This window comes from Sphingomonas kyungheensis (assembly GCF_037120395.1).
GTDB lineage: Bacteria > Pseudomonadota > Alphaproteobacteria > Sphingomonadales > Sphingomonadaceae > Sphingomonas > Sphingomonas kyungheensis.
The window spans coordinates 102,819-122,919 of the sequence record NZ_JBBBDM010000002.1 but is presented as its reverse complement, the minus strand read 5'-3'; the positions used below and the strand labels follow the sequence as shown (position 1 = coordinate 122,919).

Annotated in this window: 14 protein-coding genes; 10 read left to right on the top strand and 4 right to left on the bottom strand. The window is 67.4% G+C overall.

Annotated features, from left to right (window positions below):
- The first annotated feature begins 1 nt into the window (after nt 1).
- From V8201_RS04560 to V8201_RS04520, 9 genes are all read left to right on the top strand, one after another.
- Nucleotides 2-559 carry a TRAP transporter small permease gene (locus V8201_RS04560; protein ID WP_271300271.1) on the top strand — a complete coding sequence of 186 codons (558 nt, stop codon included), beginning with the start codon at nt 2-4 and terminating at the stop codon, nt 557-559.
- Complete coding sequence (locus tag V8201_RS04555) at nt 556-1,860, top strand: TRAP transporter large permease (RefSeq protein ID WP_271300270.1); 1,305 nt, start codon at nt 556-558, stop codon at nt 1,858-1,860. Before V8201_RS04560 ends, V8201_RS04555 begins: the two co-directional genes overlap by 4 nt.
- A complete protein-coding gene (gene dctP, locus V8201_RS04550; RefSeq protein ID WP_336544596.1) occupies nt 1,857-2,927 on the top strand; it encodes a TRAP transporter substrate-binding protein DctP in 1,071 nt (356 codons plus the stop codon). Before V8201_RS04555 ends, dctP begins: the two co-directional genes overlap by 4 nt.
- Complete coding sequence (locus V8201_RS04545) at nt 2,920-4,170, top strand: CaiB/BaiF CoA transferase family protein (RefSeq protein WP_336544595.1); 1,251 nt, start codon at nt 2,920-2,922, stop codon at nt 4,168-4,170. Before dctP ends, V8201_RS04545 begins: the two co-directional genes overlap by 8 nt.
- Complete coding sequence (locus tag V8201_RS04540; RefSeq protein WP_336544594.1) at nt 4,170-6,515, top strand: 2-hydroxyacyl-CoA dehydratase; 2,346 nt, start codon at nt 4,170-4,172, stop codon at nt 6,513-6,515. The genes V8201_RS04545 and V8201_RS04540 overlap by 1 nt, the downstream gene beginning before the upstream one ends.
- Entirely contained in the window at nt 6,512-7,699 is a 1,188-nt protein-coding gene (locus V8201_RS04535) for a CaiB/BaiF CoA transferase family protein (RefSeq protein ID WP_336544593.1), read from the top strand. Before V8201_RS04540 ends, V8201_RS04535 begins: the two co-directional genes overlap by 4 nt.
- Nucleotides 7,696-8,883: a CaiB/BaiF CoA transferase family protein gene (locus V8201_RS04530; RefSeq protein ID WP_336544592.1), complete on the top strand. Its 1,188-nt coding sequence runs from the start codon at nt 7,696-7,698 to the stop codon at nt 8,881-8,883. Before V8201_RS04535 ends, V8201_RS04530 begins: the two co-directional genes overlap by 4 nt.
- On the top strand, nt 8,880-10,001 hold the full coding sequence (locus V8201_RS04525) for a CapA family protein (protein WP_336544591.1): 1,122 nt from the start codon (nt 8,880-8,882) through the stop codon (nt 9,999-10,001). The genes V8201_RS04530 and V8201_RS04525 overlap by 4 nt, the downstream gene beginning before the upstream one ends.
- Before the next feature lie 216 nt (nt 10,002-10,217).
- Entirely contained in the window at nt 10,218-10,658 is a 441-nt protein-coding gene (locus V8201_RS04520; protein WP_051583450.1) for a MarR family winged helix-turn-helix transcriptional regulator, read from the top strand.
- Nucleotides 10,659-10,745: 87 nt separating this feature from the next.
- Here V8201_RS04520 and V8201_RS04515 read toward each other — a convergent pair whose 3' ends face one another.
- From V8201_RS04515 to V8201_RS04500, 4 genes are all read right to left on the bottom strand, one after another.
- A complete protein-coding gene (locus V8201_RS04515; RefSeq protein ID WP_037534521.1) occupies nt 10,746-11,396 on the bottom strand; it encodes a TadE/TadG family type IV pilus assembly protein in 651 nt (216 codons plus the stop codon).
- 5 nt (nt 11,397-11,401) lie between these two features.
- On the bottom strand, nt 11,402-11,968 hold the full coding sequence (locus V8201_RS04510) for a TadE/TadG family type IV pilus assembly protein (RefSeq protein WP_037534759.1): 567 nt from the start codon (nt 11,966-11,968) through the stop codon (nt 11,402-11,404).
- Between the two features lie 2 nt (nt 11,969-11,970).
- Nucleotides 11,971-13,887 carry a pilus assembly protein TadG-related protein gene (locus V8201_RS04505; protein ID WP_081793053.1) on the bottom strand — a complete coding sequence of 639 codons (1,917 nt, stop codon included), beginning with the start codon at nt 13,885-13,887 and terminating at the stop codon, nt 11,971-11,973.
- A gap of 605 nt (nt 13,888-14,492) precedes the next feature.
- Nucleotides 14,493-16,760, bottom strand: a complete 2,268-nt coding sequence (locus V8201_RS04500) for a beta-glucosidase (RefSeq protein ID WP_336544590.1) — start codon at nt 16,758-16,760, stop codon at nt 14,493-14,495.
- Between the two features lie 190 nt (nt 16,761-16,950).
- Here V8201_RS04500 and V8201_RS04495 point away from each other — a divergent pair, with 190 nt between their 5' ends.
- Nucleotides 16,951-19,995 carry a TonB-dependent receptor gene (locus V8201_RS04495; protein ID WP_336544589.1) on the top strand — a complete coding sequence of 1,015 codons (3,045 nt, stop codon included), beginning with the start codon at nt 16,951-16,953 and terminating at the stop codon, nt 19,993-19,995.
- Nucleotides 19,996-20,101 lie beyond the last annotated feature (106 nt).

The window sequence follows — 20,101 nt, the reverse complement described above, 5'->3', positions numbered from 1 at the left end:
CGTGACCGATCACCCGAATGCCGCCGACGGCACGCCGATCGGGCCCGAGCCACGCGTGCCGCTCGTCACCGCTGACCTCGAGCCCATGCCGGCGGCGAGGGCGGGCCGGTCGCGGCTGGCGCGGGCCATGCTCGCGATCGGGTCGGCGGGGCTGCTCGGGGCGATGGCGACCGACGCGCTCGCCGTTGCCGGTCGCCACGCCGGTATCCGCCTGTTCGGCGCGATCGAGATCGTCCAGGCCTGTATCGTGCTGGTCGCGACCAGCGCGATCCTGCTCACCACGATCGTCGATGGTCACGCCCGCGTGCACATCCTGCTCGAACGGCTGCATGCCGCCGCATCGGCCCGGCTGCTGCGCGGCGCCGATGCGGTCAGCGCGCTGATCTTCCTGTGGATCGCGATCGGTTCGGCGTGGTTGCTCGCCGATCTCTGGTCGGCATTCGAGCTGACCGAAATCCTCCATATCCCGCTGCGCTGGCTGCGCGCCGCCTGGATCGCCGGTGCGATCGCCACCGCCTTGATCCTCGCCCGCCGGGCGCTGCGCGGAGCGCGGCCGTGATCGCGTCCGAATGGATCGGCGGCGGCGGCATCCTCGTGCTGCTCGCCCTGCTCGCGCTCGGCATCCCGATCGGCGTCGGACTGGCGCTGGTCGGCGGGGTCGGGCTGACGCTGCTGCTGTCGCCCGAGGCGGCGCTGATCAAGGTCGGCGTCATCACCTTCGATACGATCTCGCGCTACGAACTCGGTGTGCTGCCGCTGTTCGTGCTGATGGCGCATCTCTGTTTCGCCGCCGGCGCCAGCCGCGACTTCTTCGACGCGGCGGCACGGTTCATCGGCCATCGCCGCGGCGGACTGGCGATGGCCTCGATCGGCGGCTGCGCGGGCTTCGGCGCGATCAGCGGGTCGAGCCTCGCCACCGTGGCGACGATCACCTCGGTCGCGCTGCCCGAGATGCGCAAGGCGAATTACGCCCCCTCCTTCGCCACCGGCGCGCTGGCCGCCGGCGGAACGCTGGGGTCGCTGGTGCCGCCGTCGGGGGCGCTGATCGTCTTCGGCATCATTGCCGAACAGTCGATCGGCAAGCTGTTCGCCGCCGCGATCGTGCCGGGCATCACCCAGGCGCTGTTCTACATCGCGACGATCGCCCTGCTCTGCCGCCTCCGCCCCGAACTCGGGCCGCCGGCAGCACGCGCGCCGTGGCGCGAGCGCTGGCCGGCGTTGCGCAAGATCGGTGACGTCGGGCTGCTGATCGTCTTCGTCATCGGCGGCCTGTTCGTCGGCTGGTTCACCCCGACCGAGGCGGCGTCGGTCGGTTCGGTCGCCGCGCTCGCGCTGTGCTGGAAGCGCGGCCGGCTGACCCGCGTGGCGGTGAGCGGCGCGCTGGAGGCGACGCTGCGCACGACCGGCATGATCTATATCGTCGTGATCGGCGCGCTGCTGTTCGCGACCTTCATCAGCGTCACCGGCATCGCCGCGATGCTGTCCAACCTCGTTGCCGGGCTCGACGCCGGGCCGACGATCGCGATCATCGCGATGGCGCTGGTGCTGCTGCTGCTCGGCTCGTTCCTCGACGGACTCGCGCTGATGCTGCTCACTACGCCGATCTTCCTGCCGATCGTCCACCAGCTCGGGCTGAGTCCGATCTGGTTCGGCATCTTCCTGGTGCGGACGATGGAGATCGGCTTCGTTCACCCGCCGCTCGGGCTCAACGTCTATGTCATCCAGGGGATCGCCGGTGACATTCCGCTCGGCACGATCTTCCGCGGCATCGTCCCCTTCCTGCTCGCCGACTTCCTGCATCTCGCGCTGCTCATCGCGGTGCCGGCGGTGGTGCTGTGGCTGCCCGGAGCGCTCGCATGATCCGCCATCTCGCCGCCCTCGCCGCGCTGTGGCTGCTTGCCGCCTGCGGCGCGGCACCGGCCCCGCCGGCGGGCGTGACGACGCTGACCTATGCCAGTCCCTATCCGCCCGGCCATCCGTTCAGCCGCGCCGACATCCGTTGGATGCGTCACGTCGAACAGGCCTCGGCGGGGCGGTTGCGCATCAAGCCGTTCTGGGCCGGTGCGCTGCTGTCGAGCGACCAGAGCATGGAGGAGATCCGCCACGGCGTCGCCGACATCGGCCTGATCACCCCCATCTACACCCGCGGCGGCGCACATACCCAGCGCGCGCAGGCCGGCTTCTACGGCGGCGTCGCATCGATGCCCGAACAGATCGCCGTCTATCAGTGTCTCGCCGCACATTTCCCCGCTCTGGACGACGAACTGCGCGGCCTTCGCGTGCTCGCCGTTCAGCCCGGCAACTTCCCCGGCATCCTGACCCGCAACCGCCCGATCCGTCGCCTCGCCGACCTGCGCGGCCTGCGCCTGCGCGCGCCGGCGGAGAATCTCGAGGTGCTGCGCGCCCTCGGTGCCGATCCGGTCGATATGCCGATGGCGGACGTCTATTCGGCGCTCGCCAAGGGGGTGATCGACGGTGTCGTCGCCCCCGCGGATACCCTCAAGAGCCTTCATTTCGCCGAGGTCGCGCGCTTCTTCACCACGCTGAAGGTCAGCCGCGGCTCCTATCCGGCGCGGGCGATCGGCCTGCGTCGCTGGCGGACGCTGCCGCCCGATTTGCAACGGCTGCTGGCCGACAGCGAAGGCGTGTGGGAAGCAGCCCTGATCGACGAGATCGACGCCGCCGAACGCGCCGGCATCGCCTTCGGCAAAAGCCATGGCGTCGCCTTCCTGCCGATAGACCCCGCCGACCAGCGCGGGTTCGATACGCTCTACAACACCAATGCCGCGCGCATCGCCCGCGACCTCGCTCGCTACGGCCGCGACGGCACGCCGCTGTTCGCCGCCGCGCAACGCCTGATCGCGGCGCATCGCGCCAGCATGCCGACCGCCTGCCCCTCCTCCGATCCGCAAGGTGCCCATGACTGATACCTCCACTCCGCCGCGCCCGCTGGAGGGCCTGCGCGTCATCGATCTCACCCGCGCACTCGCCGGACCCTATGCGACGTTGCTGCTCGCCGGCCTCGGCGCCGAGGTGATCAAGATCGAGGATCCGCGCGGCGGTGATCTCGCGCGGGAGAACAGCCCTTATGTCGGTCGCGACGGCGTGAGCATCGAACGGATGCACGACGACGACGTGTCGATCTCCCATCTGTCGCGAGCCCGCGGCAAGAAGGGGGTATCGCTCAACTTCAAGGCACCCGGCGCGCAGACGGTGTTCGCCGATCTGTGCCGCACCGCCGACATCGTCGTCGAGAATTTCACGGCCGGCACCGCCGACCGGCTCGGCATCGGCTATGCCGTCGCGCGCGAGGCCAATCCGGGCATCATCTATTGCTCGCTGTCGGGTTTCGGCGCCGACGCGCCGGAGGGCGGCAAGGCGATGGACGTCATCATCCAGGCGCTGTCGGGGGCGATGTACACCAGTGGCGCTCCCGACGCGCCGCCGGTCCGGATGGGCATCCCGATCGCCGACATGCTCGCGCCGGTGTTCGCGGTGATCGGCATCCTCGCCGCGCTCGAACAGCGGCATCGCAGCGGCGTCGGCCAGCACGTCGACGTTTCGATGCTCGGCGCACTGACCTCGTTCGTCGCGATCGAGAATTGGTCGGCCCTCGCCGCCGCGGGGATGCCGGCGCGGACCGGCCTCACCGTCCAGCGGCTGTCGCCGTTCGGCGTCTTCGAATGCGCCGACGGCTATGTCGCGATCGTCGCGGTGCACGAGAAGCTCGCGCAGGGGCTGTTCCGCGCGATGCGTCAGCCCGACCTCGCCGCCGACCCGCGCTTCGCCACCCGCGATTCGCGCGTCGCCAACGCGCCGGCGCTGGAGGCGGCGATCACCGCCTGGTCGCGCACGCTCGCGGTGGACGAGGTGGTGGCGCGGCTCGAAGCCGAAGGCGTGCCGGTCGCGCCGGTGCGTCATCCGGAAGAGGCGCTGAGCGATCCACGCGTCATGGGGCGCGGCGAGACGATGCCGATCGCGCATCCCCGCTATCCGCATCAGTCGGAGCTGCGGACCGCGGGCATCCCGATCCGCTTCTCGGCAGCGAGCACCGGATTCGATGCGACGCTGCCGATCGGCATCGGCGATCACAATCGCGACGTCTTCCGCGATCTGCTCGGCTATGACGAGGAGCGGTTGCGCGCGCTCGGCGATGCGGGTGTGATCTGATGGACGCCGCCGCCGCGCTCGCCGCCATCGCCGCCGCTTATGCGGACCCCGATGCGGTCGCGGACCGCCTCGCCGCAGAGGGCGTGCGCGTCATCCGCACGATCGGCAGCGACGCGCCCTTCACCTGGTTGCGTGCGGCAGGCTTTGCGCCCGTCCGCCTTGCCGCGACGGAGGGACCGGCCACCCCGATCGCGGATGCGGTCATGGGTCCGGCGACCGGGCGGCGGCGCGCGCACCGGCTGGTCGAGCGGCTGCTCGCCGCCGATCGCCTCGACGAGGCGGTGCTGATCACCCGCGCCGATGCCGAACAGGCGCAAATCTTCGCCGCGTTGCGCGAGCGCCGCCGACTCGGCGAAACAGCGCCGGCGCATTTCCACCTGCTCGATCTGCTTCACCACGATCGTCCCGCCTCGCACCGCTATAATGCGGCACGGCTGGCGCAGCTTGATGCATGGCTGATCGCGCTGGGCGGACGGGCACCCACCGATGCCGCCCTGGCGCAGGCCGCGGCGGAGGATGAAGCGGCCCGTACGCTCCTACGTGCACTGGGGGAAAGGCAGTTGCGCGGCAGCGACCGGCTGCGGATCATCGGCGCGAGCACGATCCTGCCCCCCGCCGAGCTCACCCGACTCCTCGCCGCACTCGACGCCTTGCCCGAGATCGCCAGCGGCCGGCGCGTCTTCGTGACCGGCAGCGCGCCCGAAAGCGATGCGTCCTATCGCGCACTGGAGGCGGACGGTGATACGATCGTCGGCGACGACCACGAATGGGGTGATCGCCGCCTGCTCGCCGCCGCACCCGCCACCCGCGCCGCCGCTGCCGCGCCCGGCCTCGCGCCGCTCGCCGCACGCCGCCCGACTGCCGACGCCGAGCCGATCGTCGCGCGTGCCGCAGCCTGCGGTGCGGCGGCGATCGTTCACCTGACGATCGATGCCGATGAGGCGGCCGCCTGGACCGCGCCGGCGATCGCCCGCGCGCTGCCCGATGGCATGACGCTGACGCTGCGGACGATCGACGGACCAGCCGCCGCCGACCCTGCCCCGGCGCGACCGGCCGCCGCGCCGCCGCCGCGCAGCCGCAAGTCGCTCGCCGCACTCGCCGGCTTCGGTGCCTATCAGCGCGACTGGTTCGCCGAACTGCGGGCGCAGGTCGCCGCCGGTGCGCCCTTCGCGATGGTCAATGCCAATGCGCCGCAGGAAATCCTGCGTGCGCTCGACGTGCCGTTCGTCGTCAACCAATGGTGGGCGTCGATCGTTGCCGCCAAGCAGCAGACGCAGCGCTACCGCATGCTGCTCCGCGACGCCGGCTATCCGACCGATGTCGAGGCGTATAGCGCGCAAGGCCTTGCGGCGGCGATGGACGTAGAGGGTGTCTGGGGCGGTCTGCCCCGTCCCGATTCCCTCCACGCAGTCGGATCGAGCGACGCGACGATCGGCATCTTCGACGCCTGGGCCGCTCGGACCGGCGCCCGGGCCTTCCTCTACGAACGCACCGTCGATCCGCGGCTCGACATCGAGACGCGCTGGTGGGAGGTGCTGCCCGACCATTGGGACGAAGCGCTCGAACCCGAACGGATCGATCTGCTGGTCAGCGAATTGCGCGACGTCATCGCGGCGCTGGAGGCGACGACCGGCCGCGTCTTCGACGAGGCGCGGTTCGTCGCCGTGCTCGACCTCGTCAACGAGCAGGAGGATTATTACCGCCGCACCCGCGACCTGGTCGCGCGCAGCGTCCCCGCACCGATCAGCATCGTCGATTCGATGCCGGCGACGATGGTGCCGCAATGGCACCGCGGCACCGTCTGGGCGCGCGACGCCGCCCGCGCCTTCTATGACGAGGTCGCCGCCCGCGTCGCTGCCGGGGCGGCCGCCGTACCGAACGAACGCGTCCGGCTGATGTGGGTCGGTCGCGGCCTGTGGAGCGAGACGGCGTTCTACCAGCGCTGGGAGGAGAGCCATGGCGCGGTGTTCGTCTGGTCGATGTACCTCGCGCTCGCCGCGGACGGTTATATCCGCCGCTTCGATCGCGGCCGCGATCCGATGCGTGCGCTCGCGGCGCGCTTCCTGACGATGGGCGACGAACTGCGCATGCCGAGCTGGGCCGGACCGTGGCACGTCCACGAGGCGCAGTCGCATCAGGTCGACGGCGCGGTGGCGCTCGCCGATGCCGATCCGTTCGTATTGCGCGCGCTCGCCGCCGCGGGCATTCCGGTGCTTGAACTCGGCATCGACAATTTCGCGATGGACGCGGCCACCGCCGACGCGCTCGATCGACGGATCACCACCTTCATCGAAGGGCCGGCGACGCGGTGCGCCGACTTGCGTCGCTGCGGGGCAACGGCATGACCGCGCCGCTCGCCGGGCTCCGCCTGATCGAGTTTTCGCGATTTCTGCCCGGCGCCTATCCCGGCTGGATCGCCGGCGACATGGGCGCGGACGTGATCCGCGTCGAGAATCCGCGCGAACTTGCCAAACATGCGCGGATGTTCGAGCAGGACGACGATCCCGCGACGGCACGGCTGCGCCGCGCCCGCCCGTCCTATTGGCGCAACCGGCGATCGATCGTGATCGATCCCGGCCATCCCGCCGCACAGGCGGTGCTGCACGCGCTCGTCGGCAGCGCGGATATCCTGGTCGAGGACTATCGGCCCGGTGTGATGGCGGCAATGGGGCTCGGCTATGAGGCGCTCGCGAAGGTGAATCCGCGGCTGATCTATTGCTCGATGTCCTTCGCCGGGCAGACCGGCCCGCTGCACGGCCGCGCGGGCCACGATCCCGCCGCGCTCGCGCTCGCCGGGGCGCTGTCGCGGCTCAATGGCACCGCGACGCCGACCTTGCCCGGTGTGCAGGTCGCCGACGTGCTCGCCGGATCGCATGCGGCAATTGCGATGCTCGTCGCGTTGCAGCAGCGCGCGCAGACCGGCAAGGGCACGCAGGTCGACATTGCGATGACCGATGCGGCGTTGCCGCTGATCGCGGTGGCGCTCGGCCGCTCGGCACCCGACGCCATTCCCCCGGTCGACGGTCGTTGGCATCCCAAGGGCGGGGTCTGGCGCTGCGCCGACGATCGATGGCTCTGCACCACCGACATGGAGCCGCGCTACTGGCAGCGTTTCTGCGCCGCGGTCGACCGCCCCGACTATGCCGCGCGGCAGTTCGACAGCGACGCGCATCCGGCGATACACGACGATCTCGCCGCACTCTTCCGCACCCGACCGCGCGACGCCTGGCTCGACCTGCTCGCCGCCGCGGACACGCAGGCGATGCCGCTGCTCACCCCCGCCGAGGCGTTGCGCCACCCGCATGCGAGGGCGCGCGGCATGCACGTCACGCTGCCGGTCGGCGACGGAGCGGTCGAGCAGATCGGCACGCCGTTCCACATCGCCGGCATCGACCCGCCCGCGCACCGCGCCGCCGGCCTGCCCGGTGCGGAACGGAGTGACATCCTTACCGAACTCGGTCTCGACGTCGCCGCGCAACAGGCGCTTGCCGACGCGGGCGTCTTCACCGGCGACAGGAGCACACGATGATCGATGCCCTCGAGGGCCTGCGCGTCGTCGACCTCAGCCATGCGATCGCCGGGCCGACCTGTACCAACATGCTGGTCGAGCTGGGCGCGGACGTCGTCAAGGTCGAGCCGCCGGCAACCGGCGACGGCTTCCGCCACTATACCGAACATGGCGGCGAACCGATGCTGAGCATTCCGTTCGCGGCGATGAACGCCGGCAAGCGCTCGCTCGCGCTCGACCTCAAGACCGCGGCGGGGCGCGAGGTGCTGTGGCGGCTGGTCGAGCGCGCCGATATTCTCGTCGAGAATTTCCGACCCGGCGCGCTTAACCGGCTCGGCTTCGGCTTCGACGCGCTGCACGCCCGTTGCCCGCGGCTGCTGCTCGTTTCGATCACCGGCTTCGGCCAGACCGGGCCGCTCGCCGATCGCGGCGCCTATGATCATATTGCGCAGGCGATGTCGGGGATCGCGCTGCTCAACGCCGATGCCGAGGGCCCCAAGAAGATCGGCCTGCCGATCGTCGACGGGTTTACCGGCTATCTCGCCACGATCGGCCTGCTCGCCGCGTTGCGTCGGCGCGACCGTACCGGCATCGGCGAGCATGTCGACGTGGCGATGCTCGACGCGGCGCTCAAGCTGGTCAACACCAGCGTCTCGGTCCATTCCTATACCGGTCGGACGCCGGGCGGCACGGGCAATCGCGGCTTCCGCCTCGTCGCGACTGCCGATTTCTATCCGACGGGGGCGGGCTGGATCGCGCTGGGCGCCAACACCCAGCAGCAGGTCGAAACGCTGTTCGCGGTGCTCGGCCATCCGGACATGGCGACCGATCCGCGCTTTGCGACGCATGACGCGCGCGTCGCCCATTATGACGCGTTGCGCGACTGGCTGACCGTGACGCTCGCCGACTGGCGGGCGGAGGAGCTGGAGGCGCGGCTTGCCGCCGCACGCGTACCCGCGGCGATGCTGCGCGAGGTCGGTGAGATCGCGCAGCATCCGCATCTTGCCGAGCGCGGCACGTTGCATCCGGTCGTACTGCCCGGTTGGGACCGGCCGCTGGCGGTGGTCGGCGCCGGTTTCGCCACGGCGAACCATCCGCCGGCGACCGTGCCGGTGCTCGGCAGCCACAGCGACGCGGTGCTGGGCGAACTCGGCCTCGACGCGGCGCAGATCGCCGACCTGCGTCGTGAGGGAGTGGTGGCATGAACCGGCTCGACGTGATGATGCTCGGCGACATCATCCTCGACGTCCCCGACCCCGATCACTGGATCGGCGGCGTCGCCGCAGTGACGCGCGAGGCCGATCTCGCCATCGGCCATCTCGAAGTGCCGCATACCCGCCGCGGCGAAGAGCTGTCCGGCGACGTTCCCGCACCGGGAGCCGACCCGGCGCACCTCGCCGCGATCGCGCGGGCGAACGTCCGGCTGCTGTCGACGGCGGGCAACCATATCGCGGATTGCGGCGCGATCGGCATCGCCGATACGATCGCCGAGCTCGACCGGCTCGGCATCGCGCACGCCGGTGCGGATCGCAATCGCGCGACGGCCGAGGCACCGGCGATCGTCATCTGCGACGGGCGGCGGATCGCGCTGCTCAGCTACAATTGCGTCGGTCCGGAGATCGCCTGGGCTGGGGATGATCGTGCCGGTTGCGCCTTCGTTCGCGTCGCCACGGCGGACGGCAGCCCGACGCGGCCGCAGGCCGATCTGACCGAAGCCGATCCCGCCTCGGTTGCGCGGATGCAGGCAGCGATCGCCGCGGCCCGACGGGACGCCGATATCGTCCTCGTCGCGTTGCACAAAGGCATCACCCACCGCCCCGCCGCGCTCGCTCCCTATGAGCGCCCGCTCGCCCGTGCGGCGATCGACGCCGGCGCGGATGCCGTCATCGGCCATCATGCGCACATCGCGCGCGGCATCGAATTCCATCGCGGCCGGCCGATCTTCCACGGTCTCGGCAATGGCGTGGTCGTCACGCATGCGCTCAGCCCGGCGCAGGATCATCCCGCGCGCGCCGAATGGGCGGAGCGGCGGCAGCGGATGTTCGGCTTCGAGCCTGACCCCGCCTATCCGCTCGCCCCCTTTCATCCCGAGGCGGTCAACGGCCTGATCGCGCGACTGCGGATCGGCGACGACGGGCGTATCGAAGCCGGCTTCCGCCCGATGTGGAGCGCCCCGCCCGGCCGCCCGGAGCCGGCGACCGGGCCGCGGGCGGAGGCCGTCGCCCGCTACATCGACGCGATCGGCATCGCCGCCGGGCTGCCCGAGCTCGCTTATACGTGGGCGGACGACTGGGTCGTGCTGACCGACGACGGCAGCGGCTGAGCCTCCGCCTGCCGCACGCGACACAGCCGCACCGGCATGGCGTGCGCGGGCGGACGCCGCTGACATCGGTCGCGTCGCTGCGCGGCATGCCCGTCTTACAGCCGGGCCCGAAGGCCGCCGGGGGATGCCGATGTACCGGTGCGCGGTTCTGCCTTGTCTCCGGGGGATCAGCCTCTACAGCCGAAGGCCATGCCCGCTCCCGCGCCTACAGAGCCGATGTCGCTCGGCCGCCTCGACAATTTCATAGGTTTCCGGCTCCGTCGCATCCAGAACTACCTGTCCAGCGCGTTCACGGCGGAAAGCGTCGCGCTCGGGCTGCGCCCCGGTGAATTCTCGGCCCTGGCCGTGATCGCGGCCAATCCCGGCGTATCGCAGGGCACGCTGGCGCGCGAAGTCGGGCTGGACAAGTCCGCCGCGGTGGCGGTGATCGACGACCTCGAACGCCTGCGCCTCGCCGAACGCCGCCGGTTGACCGCGGACCGTCGACGCCACGCGCTCTACGTCACCGGTGATGGCGAAGCGGCGCTCGACCGGTTGTTCGCGAAGCTCGAAACCGTCGAGCGTGATGTGCTCAACGCGCTGAGCCCCGACGACCTTCAGGTCCTCAGCAGCCTGCTCGACCGCATCTATCACTCCTGCTTCCGTCAGGATGCGTAGGGAGTCTGCCGCACACCGCGCCGTTCCGGATTCAAGGAACGGCCGCCTGACCCGCGCCAGGAGCCGCGGAACGTTATGCTCGTCGGCTCACAGCCCCGTTGCAGAAGTACAATACTTCTTCGGCGGGAAACGGCTATCCGGCGTCGGCGTCGTGAAATCCTTGTTACGCGCGCGGAACATGGCGCTGCGGGTGAAGCTGGTCGGCAGGGTCAACCATGTGAACGGAACACTGCTGAACAGCGGCTGATATTTGTAACTCACCTGGACGTGGAACAGGATCTCGTCCCGGATCAGCTGGCGATTTTGCGGCAAGGTCGCGATCGACGTCGACTGATTGCAGCCCAGCATCGGCGGTGTGACGAAATTGCCATCGAACCTTTGCCAGAGGATGCGATTTTCGATCGTGCCGTCATTATCGGAATCGGTCCCCTGGACCCCGGTGATGACGATGCGGCCGAACTGGCGCAGATCGAACGGCTGCGCGGAAAGATCGATCGCGCTGAACAGATCGTAGACCTGCCCCTCACCGATGCCGATCTTGCCGGTGCCGCTCTGCGCGACGAGATCGGCGCTCATCGCCGCCAGCCGCTGCACGCGGTTGTTCGCCATGACGTAATTGGCAAATTCGATCCCGGTGAGCGCAAAACCGAGGAACAGCGGCAGCATCAGCGCGAATTCCAGGATCGACACGGCGCGCGTGTCGCCGGCGAGCCGTCGCAATGGCTGCGCAAGCGGCATCCGGTTCAACCGCGCACCACGGCTTCGTTGCGGACGACGGTCGTCACGCTGAGCGGCAGCGTGACGCTCCGCCCGATGAACCGACCGACGAAGCCGAACAAAAGCCGCTTGGGAAAGCGCACGGTATAGCTCACGACGTCGCCGGGGCCACCGAGCGCCCCCGTCTTCGCCGTGGTATCGTCCCATTTGCCGTTGCGGTTGCGGTCGACATACGGTTCACCGGCGTCATAGCGCCCGTTGCCGTTCTGATCGGTGTAGGTTTCGGGATAGGCCGAGCTGAAGTCGGCATATACTTTGGTCTGGATCTCCATCGTCTGTCCGGGCGCGGTGGCGAAGGCGGCCATGGATCGGGTGATACTGGCGGTCATGATATCCCGACGACGCGTCTCGTCGGTTTCCAGACTGGCCGTCGCCTTGCGCGCGGCGTCGACGACGGCACCCTCGAGCACCTGCCGCGCCAGGATCATATGACCCATTTCGATCGTGCCGCAGATCAGCGTCAGCATCGCCGGCAGGATGATGGCAAACTCCACGACGGTGACGCCGCGGGCATCGCGAAGGACAGGTCGCATCATCACTGCACCAGGTGGAGATCGACGAGTTCGGCCGCGATGTCGTTGAAAGCCGCCGTCAACGTCGCCGCATCGGAGGTGCGATAGACATGCCCCGGAGCGCATTTCTCGAACATGCTCAGCGTATTCGCATCGGTCGTCGTGAGCGCGACGATGTAGACCGTCGGCGGATTCGCCTCCGCCTGCAGCGATGCGCAGGTCTTGGCGAAGCGCCGTTCGGACTGGCCGGTCAATCCGCCCGGCGTCGACGAGATCGGACTGTCGGCGTAATTGCCGTAGAAGGTCCAGGTCCGGTCGGTATAGCCGTTTTGCGAGGTGCCGAGCGCCGTCTCGCCATCGGTCATGAAGACCAGCGCCCGCTTCGGCGATTCCCGCGACGGGTTCGTCCGCCGGAAGACGTCGTCGCGGACGAGCAGCCGATAGCCCCACAGCAAGCCGGCATGGTGCAGCGTGCCGTTGGCCGGATAGATGGCCGCATTCTTCTGGTCGATCATCGTCGTATAGGCGCTGCGGTCCCGCCCGTACGCGACCGGCAGCGCCTCTTCGGGGCATTGCCAATTGGGGGACGGGAATTCGGTCCTGTTTTTGGTGCCGTCGTTGACGCTGCCGCCGAGCGGATTGACGCTATATTCGGTTGCGACCTTCCAGTCGGTGGAAAAGTTCGGAATCCGTCCGTAATTGATCTTGAAGGGCGTGCCCGTGCGCGTCGAGAAATTCCACGGAGCCACCGCGGGATCATAATAACTGCCATCGGTGCGCGTGATGACGTCGTTGCCCGCACTGCCGGCACCGTCGTTCAGTCCGATGTACATCATGTACAGCCACCGCCGGTACGGGTTGTTCTGGAAATCGTTACTATAGGCGTCGTAGTTGAGCATGGGGTCGGCATAGGTGGCGTCGAGGCGGTACAGGTTGTTGTTCGGCTCGACGCCGGCGACCTTGTAGAAACCGCCGGTGTTCAGGGCACGCTCTGCGGCGGTGGCCTTATCCTGCGCGAGCTGCGGGACGTACATCGGCGGAATGAAATAGGGTGAGAGCGGTGGGTGGCCGCCCTCCCCCGGTAAGGTCCGATCGATATCCCAGGCATCCGGCTCGCGATAGGTCAGCGTGCTGTTGAGATCCTTGACGCTGTCATCGGCGAAGACGCATCCCTTCCAGGCGAGATGATTGGCCGGCCAGGATCCGCCATATTGCGCCATATACTGGTCATTGAAGGCGAACTGCTGCCGGATGACGGTCGGCGACTGCCAGTTCGGCAGCAATTTGCCGACGTTGACGGTGATATCATACATCACCATTCCCATCGCGAGATCGGGCCGCGCCGTGCCGCCCTGATAGAGTACGCCGAGAAAGCTCTTCGCCGCATCCTTGAGCGCGGTGATGCGCGTCTTGACCACGCCATTGGCGTCGCGGGGCAGATTGTCCTTGAGCGAGCCCGTATTGTCGAGCACCATCATCACCTCGAGCGGATGCGGCTGGATCTCCGCCCGCGCGACGGCGGTGACGGTTTGCCGGTCGAAGCCGAAGGCGCGCATGAACGACATCGGCACGATCGCACTGGCCCGCACCGTCGTATTGTTGCGACCGTCGATCGCCGTGAACGTCGGCGTCACGGTCAGTCCGGTGGTGCCCATATAGCCGTCGGTAAAATTTCCCCGGAAATAGGCCATCGCCTGAGCGTCGCGCCCCGCCGGCGATGTGTCAGCGACCGCGAAGGCGCGGGCACCGGCCAGCGCGGCAGCGTCGACACCGGCCTGCAACTGGGACTTCACGATGTAGACGCGACCGGTATCGATGGCCGAGCCCAATGCCGCGATCCCCGGGATAAGCCCGACCACCATCAGCGTGATCGCCGAACCGCGACGATCGCGCCAAAGCCTGCGGCCAAGCTGCGCCGCCCCCCGGAATGCCCCTGCCATCGTGTCTGAACCCCCTGTCGCCAGGGGCTTAGAACAAGAATGGTAAAGATTATTGCATCGTTGCCGGTCGCATCGGGCCTTTTGATACAAAGCCGACACACAAGGCCGTCGGCACGCCGTCTGCCTTTAGGGCGGCAGCGGGAGCGATGGCGGAGACAAATGCGGTGGCGCGACGATCGTAGCGGGGACAGGAGATGATGGCGGAGCTGTCGGTCTGATGCGGACGCGGCTCGGCGGATTGCGGCGCATGCGCACCTATCCTCTTCGGATCACCTGCAAGTGCCTGTCGTCTGACCGAGCACAACTGACGGTTCGGGCTGCCAGCTCATAAGAGGACATCCAAGCCATTTTCCACTTACCTGCCCCTGCCATCCGTCGATGCCGGATAGCAGGAAGCATAGCGAACACTTCTCACCTCCCTATGCGTTATGCAGAATAGAGCGGACCCCCGTCATTCGCCGAAGACAGGCTTCAGCTCTAGCGGGAGGACAAGCGCCTTAGCTTCTGGAAGAGCAATATACGAAGCGATGAAGGTCATGGTGCCTTCCGGTTCCGTGCCATATGTTTCCAAAAGCCTCAGCGCATGCCAAACGTTTGTGAAAGGATCAGGGCTTGAGGGTTTGGGCGGTCAACGTGGCGCTCAACATCGTCGTTCGGTCAGCGGCATCCTGTCCCACTGCGACCCGATAACGCCCAGCCCCAATCCGCCAGCCGGGCAACGCGGTGTCGTAATCAGCGACGACGCGCGGCTCAGCGGTCAGCGTAATTCGCCGGGTCTCGCCGCGCTTCAGTGCGATCCGGGTAAAGGCGCCGAGACGCAGCGGAGCGCCCCCCTCCTCACGCCCGACGTACATCTGCGGCACGTCGATACCGTCGCGGTCGCCGGTATTCGTGACGTCGAACGTTACGCTCAATGTGCGGCCGCCTTTCGCCACCGGGTTGCGATAGGAGAAATGGGTGTAGGAAAGGCCGTGGCCGAAAGGGAACAGCGGCTTCAGCCCTCTCTTTTCGTACCAGCGATAGCCAACGTCAGAACCCTCGACATAGTCGACCGGGAAGCTCTGCAGCACATGGGTCGACGCAGCCGCCGGATTGGCCGCCGCAGCCGCCTCCAGCCCGCTCAGCCGGTCGAGCCCAACGGGATGCGGGCGTGGCGGCTGCGAGGCGTCGGCGGGGAAGGTGATCGGCAGCCGCCCCGACGGATTGACCGCACCGGTCAGGATCGCGGCGATCGCCTCGCCGCCGCGCTGGCCGGGATACCAAGCCTGGACCACCGCCGGCACCTTGTCGAGCCACGGCATCAGCACCGGGCCACCCGTCTCCATCACCGCCACCGTATGCGGCTGCGCCGCGGCAATCGCGGCGATCAGCGCATCCTGCTGATTGGGCAAATTCAGGTTGGGCACGTCGTCCGCCTCGGTCGTCCATTGCGTCGCGAAGACGATGGCGAGGTCGGCATTCCTGGCCGCTTCGACCGTGGCGTTGAGGCTGCGGCCGTCGACCCAGTCGACCCGCACGCCGGGCAGAGCCTTGCGAAGCGCGAGCAGCGGCGACGAGGCGTGATAGGTGATGCGCGCGAACGACGCCGACCCGCCGGTGGCGAGCGGGATCTCAACCGGCGCACCGCCAACCGATCGGACCTGTGACGATCCGCCGCCCGACAATACGCCGACGTCGGCATTGCCGCCGATCACGACGATGCGCTTCGCGACCCGCGCGATCGGCAGGAGGTCGCCGTCGTTCTTGAGCAGAACGATGCCCGCCTCCGCAGCGCGCTGCGCCACCTCGGCATGCGCGGCATAGTCGGGCGTCACCGCCTTTGCCGGCACAGTATCGCCGAACGCGCCGGTCTCGATCAGCCCGGTCAGGTAGCGCGCTACCATATCGTCGATCCGCGCCATCGGCACCTCGCCCTTTTCCACCGCAGCCTTCAGCGGCTCGGCGAAATACAGCGCCTTGTCGAGCTCCTGCCCCGATTGCTGGTCGAGCCCAGCATTGGCGGCCTTGGCGGTTGAATGGACAGCACCCCAGTCACTCATCACCCAGCCGCGATAGCCCCAGTCGCGCTTCAGCACGTCCGTGAGCAAGTGCTTGTTCTCGCACGCCCAGTCGCCGTTGACCTTGTTATAGGCGCACATCACGGAACCGGGCTTGCCCTGTTCGATCGCGATCTCGAAGGCGAGCAGGTCGCTCATCCGGAGCGCCGCCTCGCCGATCCGCGCGTCGACGACCATGCGGCCCGTCTCCTGGCTGTTGAGCGCGAAATGCTTGACGGTCGAGACGATGCGGTTCGACTGGACGCCGGCGATATGGGCGCCGGCCAGCATGCCGGCGAGCAGCGGATCCTCGCCGAGATATTCGAAATTACGGCCGTTCCAGGGATCGCGGGTCAGATTGACGCCGCCAGCAAGCAATACGTTGAAGCGCTTGTCTCGCGCCTCGGCGCCGATCATCGTGCCGCCGGCGCGGGCGATCGCCGGATCGAAGCTGGCCGCGGTGGCCAGACCCGAGGGCAGCGCGGTGGCGACGTCACCCTTGCGCTGTTCGACCTGGTTGGCGACGCCGAGCGACGCATCGCTTTCGCGCACCAGCGGGATGCCGAGCCGCGCGAGGCCGTCGATATGGCCGGCAGACGGAATCAGCTCGTTGCCGGTCTTGCCCGCTGCCATCGGCGGGAACAGGCCGTGCAGGAAGGCGATCTTCTCATCCAGCGTCATCTTCGCGACCAGCGCGTCGGCGCGTGCACGCGCCGCGCTGCCGCCGCCGTCGCGAACCGTCGGTGCGGCACGCGGCGGTCGCGCGGTGGCGGTCGTGGCGATGGCGACGGCCAGCGTCGCCAGCGATGCCCAGCGGGCGATGTGCGTCGTCGTCATAAATCCTCCCCTTGGCCCCGGTGTGTCCTTCAGGCCACGATTCTGCGGAATTGAACAGCAAATCCGGTGAACGTTCACGTCATCGCTTTTTCAATGCTTTGGCTCACTTGACAGCCCTGATCGCTTCGCACAAGTGAACGTTATCAACAAGAGCGGTCCAGCCGCGTCGTCGTTATCGGGGAGGATTATCATGCGTAGCGTTCGTGCTCGCCTGCTTTCGCAATTTGCCATCGGCGTTTCCACCGTCGCCTTTATCCTGCCGGCCGCCGCTGCGGCGCAGGATGCTTCCGCCACGATGGGTCAGCCCGGCCCCGCACAGACCGATCCGGCACCTGCGGCGAGCGGCGACGTCGGCCAGGGCGACGGTGACATCGTCGTCACCGGCATCCGCGCCAGCTTGCGCGAGTCGATCGACCTGAAGCGCAACGCGCAGGGTATCGTCGACGCGATCAGCGCCGAAGACATGGGCAAGTTCCCCGACACCAACCTCGCCGAATCGCTGCAGCGCATCACCGGCGTGTCGATCGACCGCAACGCCAGCGGCGAAGGCCAGTTCGTCACCGTTCGCGGCTTCGGTCCGGAATACAATCTCGTCACGCTCAACGGGCGGCAGATGCCGACCTCGACGATCGGCGACGGCAACAGCGCGCCGGCGTCGCGTTCGTTCGACTTCGCGAACCTCGCCTCCGAAGGCGTCGCCTCGCTCGAGGTGTACAAGTCGGGCCGCGCCACCGTGCCGTCGGGCGGCATCGGCTCGGTGATCAACATCCGCACCCCCCGCCCCTTCGACAAGACGGGGCTGCGCGGCTCGATTTCCGCCCGCGGCGTCGTCGATACGTCGCAGAACGGCCACAAGGACATCACACCGGAAGTGTCGGGCATCTTCTCCGACACCTTCGCCGACGACCGGATCGGCATCCTCGTTACCGGCGCCTATCAGCGTCGCAACTTCAGCGCGAATTCGGCGAACATCGGATGGCGCGACGGCTATCTCGGCAACGAGAACAATTGGGGCTCACTCGCCCAGCCTGGCGATCCGCGCTACGCCAACATCACCAACCGGCCGACGGCGACCGACGTCTATCAGGTCCCGCAGAACGGCGGCTACGATGTCGTCAACGGCCGTCGCGAACGCATCAACGGCCAGGCCGTGCTGCAATTCCGTCCGATCGACAGCCTGACCGCAACGATCGACTATACGTATTCGCGCAACACGATCGACGTCCGCGACAATAGCGTCGGCATCTGGTACAATCACAACGACACGCTGAGCGCATGGACCGACGGCCCGGTCGCCGGCCCGTCCTTCTACACCGAGCGGTTCACCGCGGCGGAGGCAAAGGATCTCGCCTATTCGGTGTCGCAGACTGCGACGCGTAGCGAAAACAAGTCGCTCGGCGGCAATCTGACCTGGCAGGCTCCGGGCGGCGTTACGATGACGCTGGACGCCCACCACTCGACCGCGGTGTCCAAGCCGGACAGCCCCTACGGCAACAGCAACTCGTTCGGCACCGCGATCTTCGGCATCCAGAACCAGACGCTGAACTTCGACAAAGACCTGCCGGTCATCTCGTACAATATGTATCCGGGCGTCGACGCGCTTAACGCGGCAAACATCGTCCCGACCGGCAACGCCTTCCGCAATTCCTATTTCCGCGACGAGATCAACCAGGTCATGATCCGCGGCCATTACGACCACAATCAGGGCTTCATGGACAGCCTGGACTGGGGTTTCGAATACACCGACAACAAGGTGCGCTCGGCGTACAGCGTGCTCCAGAACGACACCTGGGGCGGTGCCGGTGGCAGCACGCCGGCGCAGCGCGCTGCCGCGGCGGCCCTGCTCCCCGACAACATCTTTACGCTGACCAGCATCCCAGATAAATTCTCTGGTATCAGCGGCAGCAACGATCCCAATATCATCCAGTCGTTCTTTACGTTCGACCTGCCGACCGCACTGGCGCTGACCGACAAGGCCTATGGCACCTGCGGCGGCAACCTGCAGTGCCTGCTGCCCTACACGACCGACTCGCGGATCCGCGAGAAGACCGTGGCGCCCTACTTCCAGTTCAACGGCAAGTTCGACCTGCTCGCCGGCACCGGCCACTTCATCGCCGGCATCCGGTACGAGAACACGGACGTTTCGGCGAGCGCACTGGTGCCGACTCCGACCGGCGGCCAGCAGAATTCGCAGAACGAATTCAACGTCATCTATTCGGGCAGTGGCTTCACCACCTTTAAGGGCAGCTACAACAACTGGCTGCCATCGATCGACGTCGACATCGCGCCGCTTCGCAACGTCAAGCTCCGCGCGTCTTACAGCCACACGATCACCCGTGCGGATTACGGCAGCCTGCAGGGCGGTCGAAACATCGACCAGTTGTTCCGCGTTGGCGGCGGCACCGGGCGCGTCGGCAATCCGAACCTGATCCCCTACAAGTCCAAGAACGTCGACCTGTCGGCAGAATGGTATTACGGCAAGGAAGACTATATCTCGGTCGGCTACTTCCATAAGGACGTCGCCAACTATATCGGCTCTACGCAGATCAACACGATCATTCCGGGAGTCACCGCGCCGACCACGACGCTGAACGGCGTGACGACGAATGGTCCTCGCTATCAGGCGGCGATCAATGCGCCGGGCTATGACGGGACCTTCGCCTTCATCCAGAATTACTATGCGGCGAACTTCCCGCAATATGTCGGCAAGAACGGCGCATTGCTCGCCGGCCCCGGTGATCCGTCGGTCAATTTCATCATCACGACGCCGTTCAACAGCAGCCAGACCGCGGCCGTCAACGGGTTTGAATTCGCGATCCAGCACAATTTCTGGAACACCGGCTTCGGCACGATCCTGAATTACACGATCGTCAACGGCAATCGCGACTACAACAACCTGCTGCCGTCGAGCATCCCGCAGTTTGCGATCACGGGATTGTCGGACAGCGCCAATGCCGTATTGTTCTTCGACAAATATGGCATCAATGCCCGCGCGGCGTATAATTGGCGCAAGGGATATCTGTCAGGCTCCGGCACCAATCCCTATTACGTCAATACGTACGGCCAGCTCGACGGCAGCGCGAGTTATGCGATCACGCCAATGGTCGCGGTGTTTGTCGAGGGCATCAATATCCTGGGCGAGAACCGCAGCGGTCACTTGCGTTCCGACCGTAATGTCAATTTCGTCAACAAGCAGGATGCCCGCTATTCGGCTGGCGTTCGCTTCACCTTCTGATCCTGCCCATCCCCTGCCAGCCTCCTCGTCAGAGAAGGCTGGCTTTTTTTCCCGGGGCGCGGCAGGCCTTGCGGCCATGTTCTTCGTGGACGTTTACCGGCGAGAC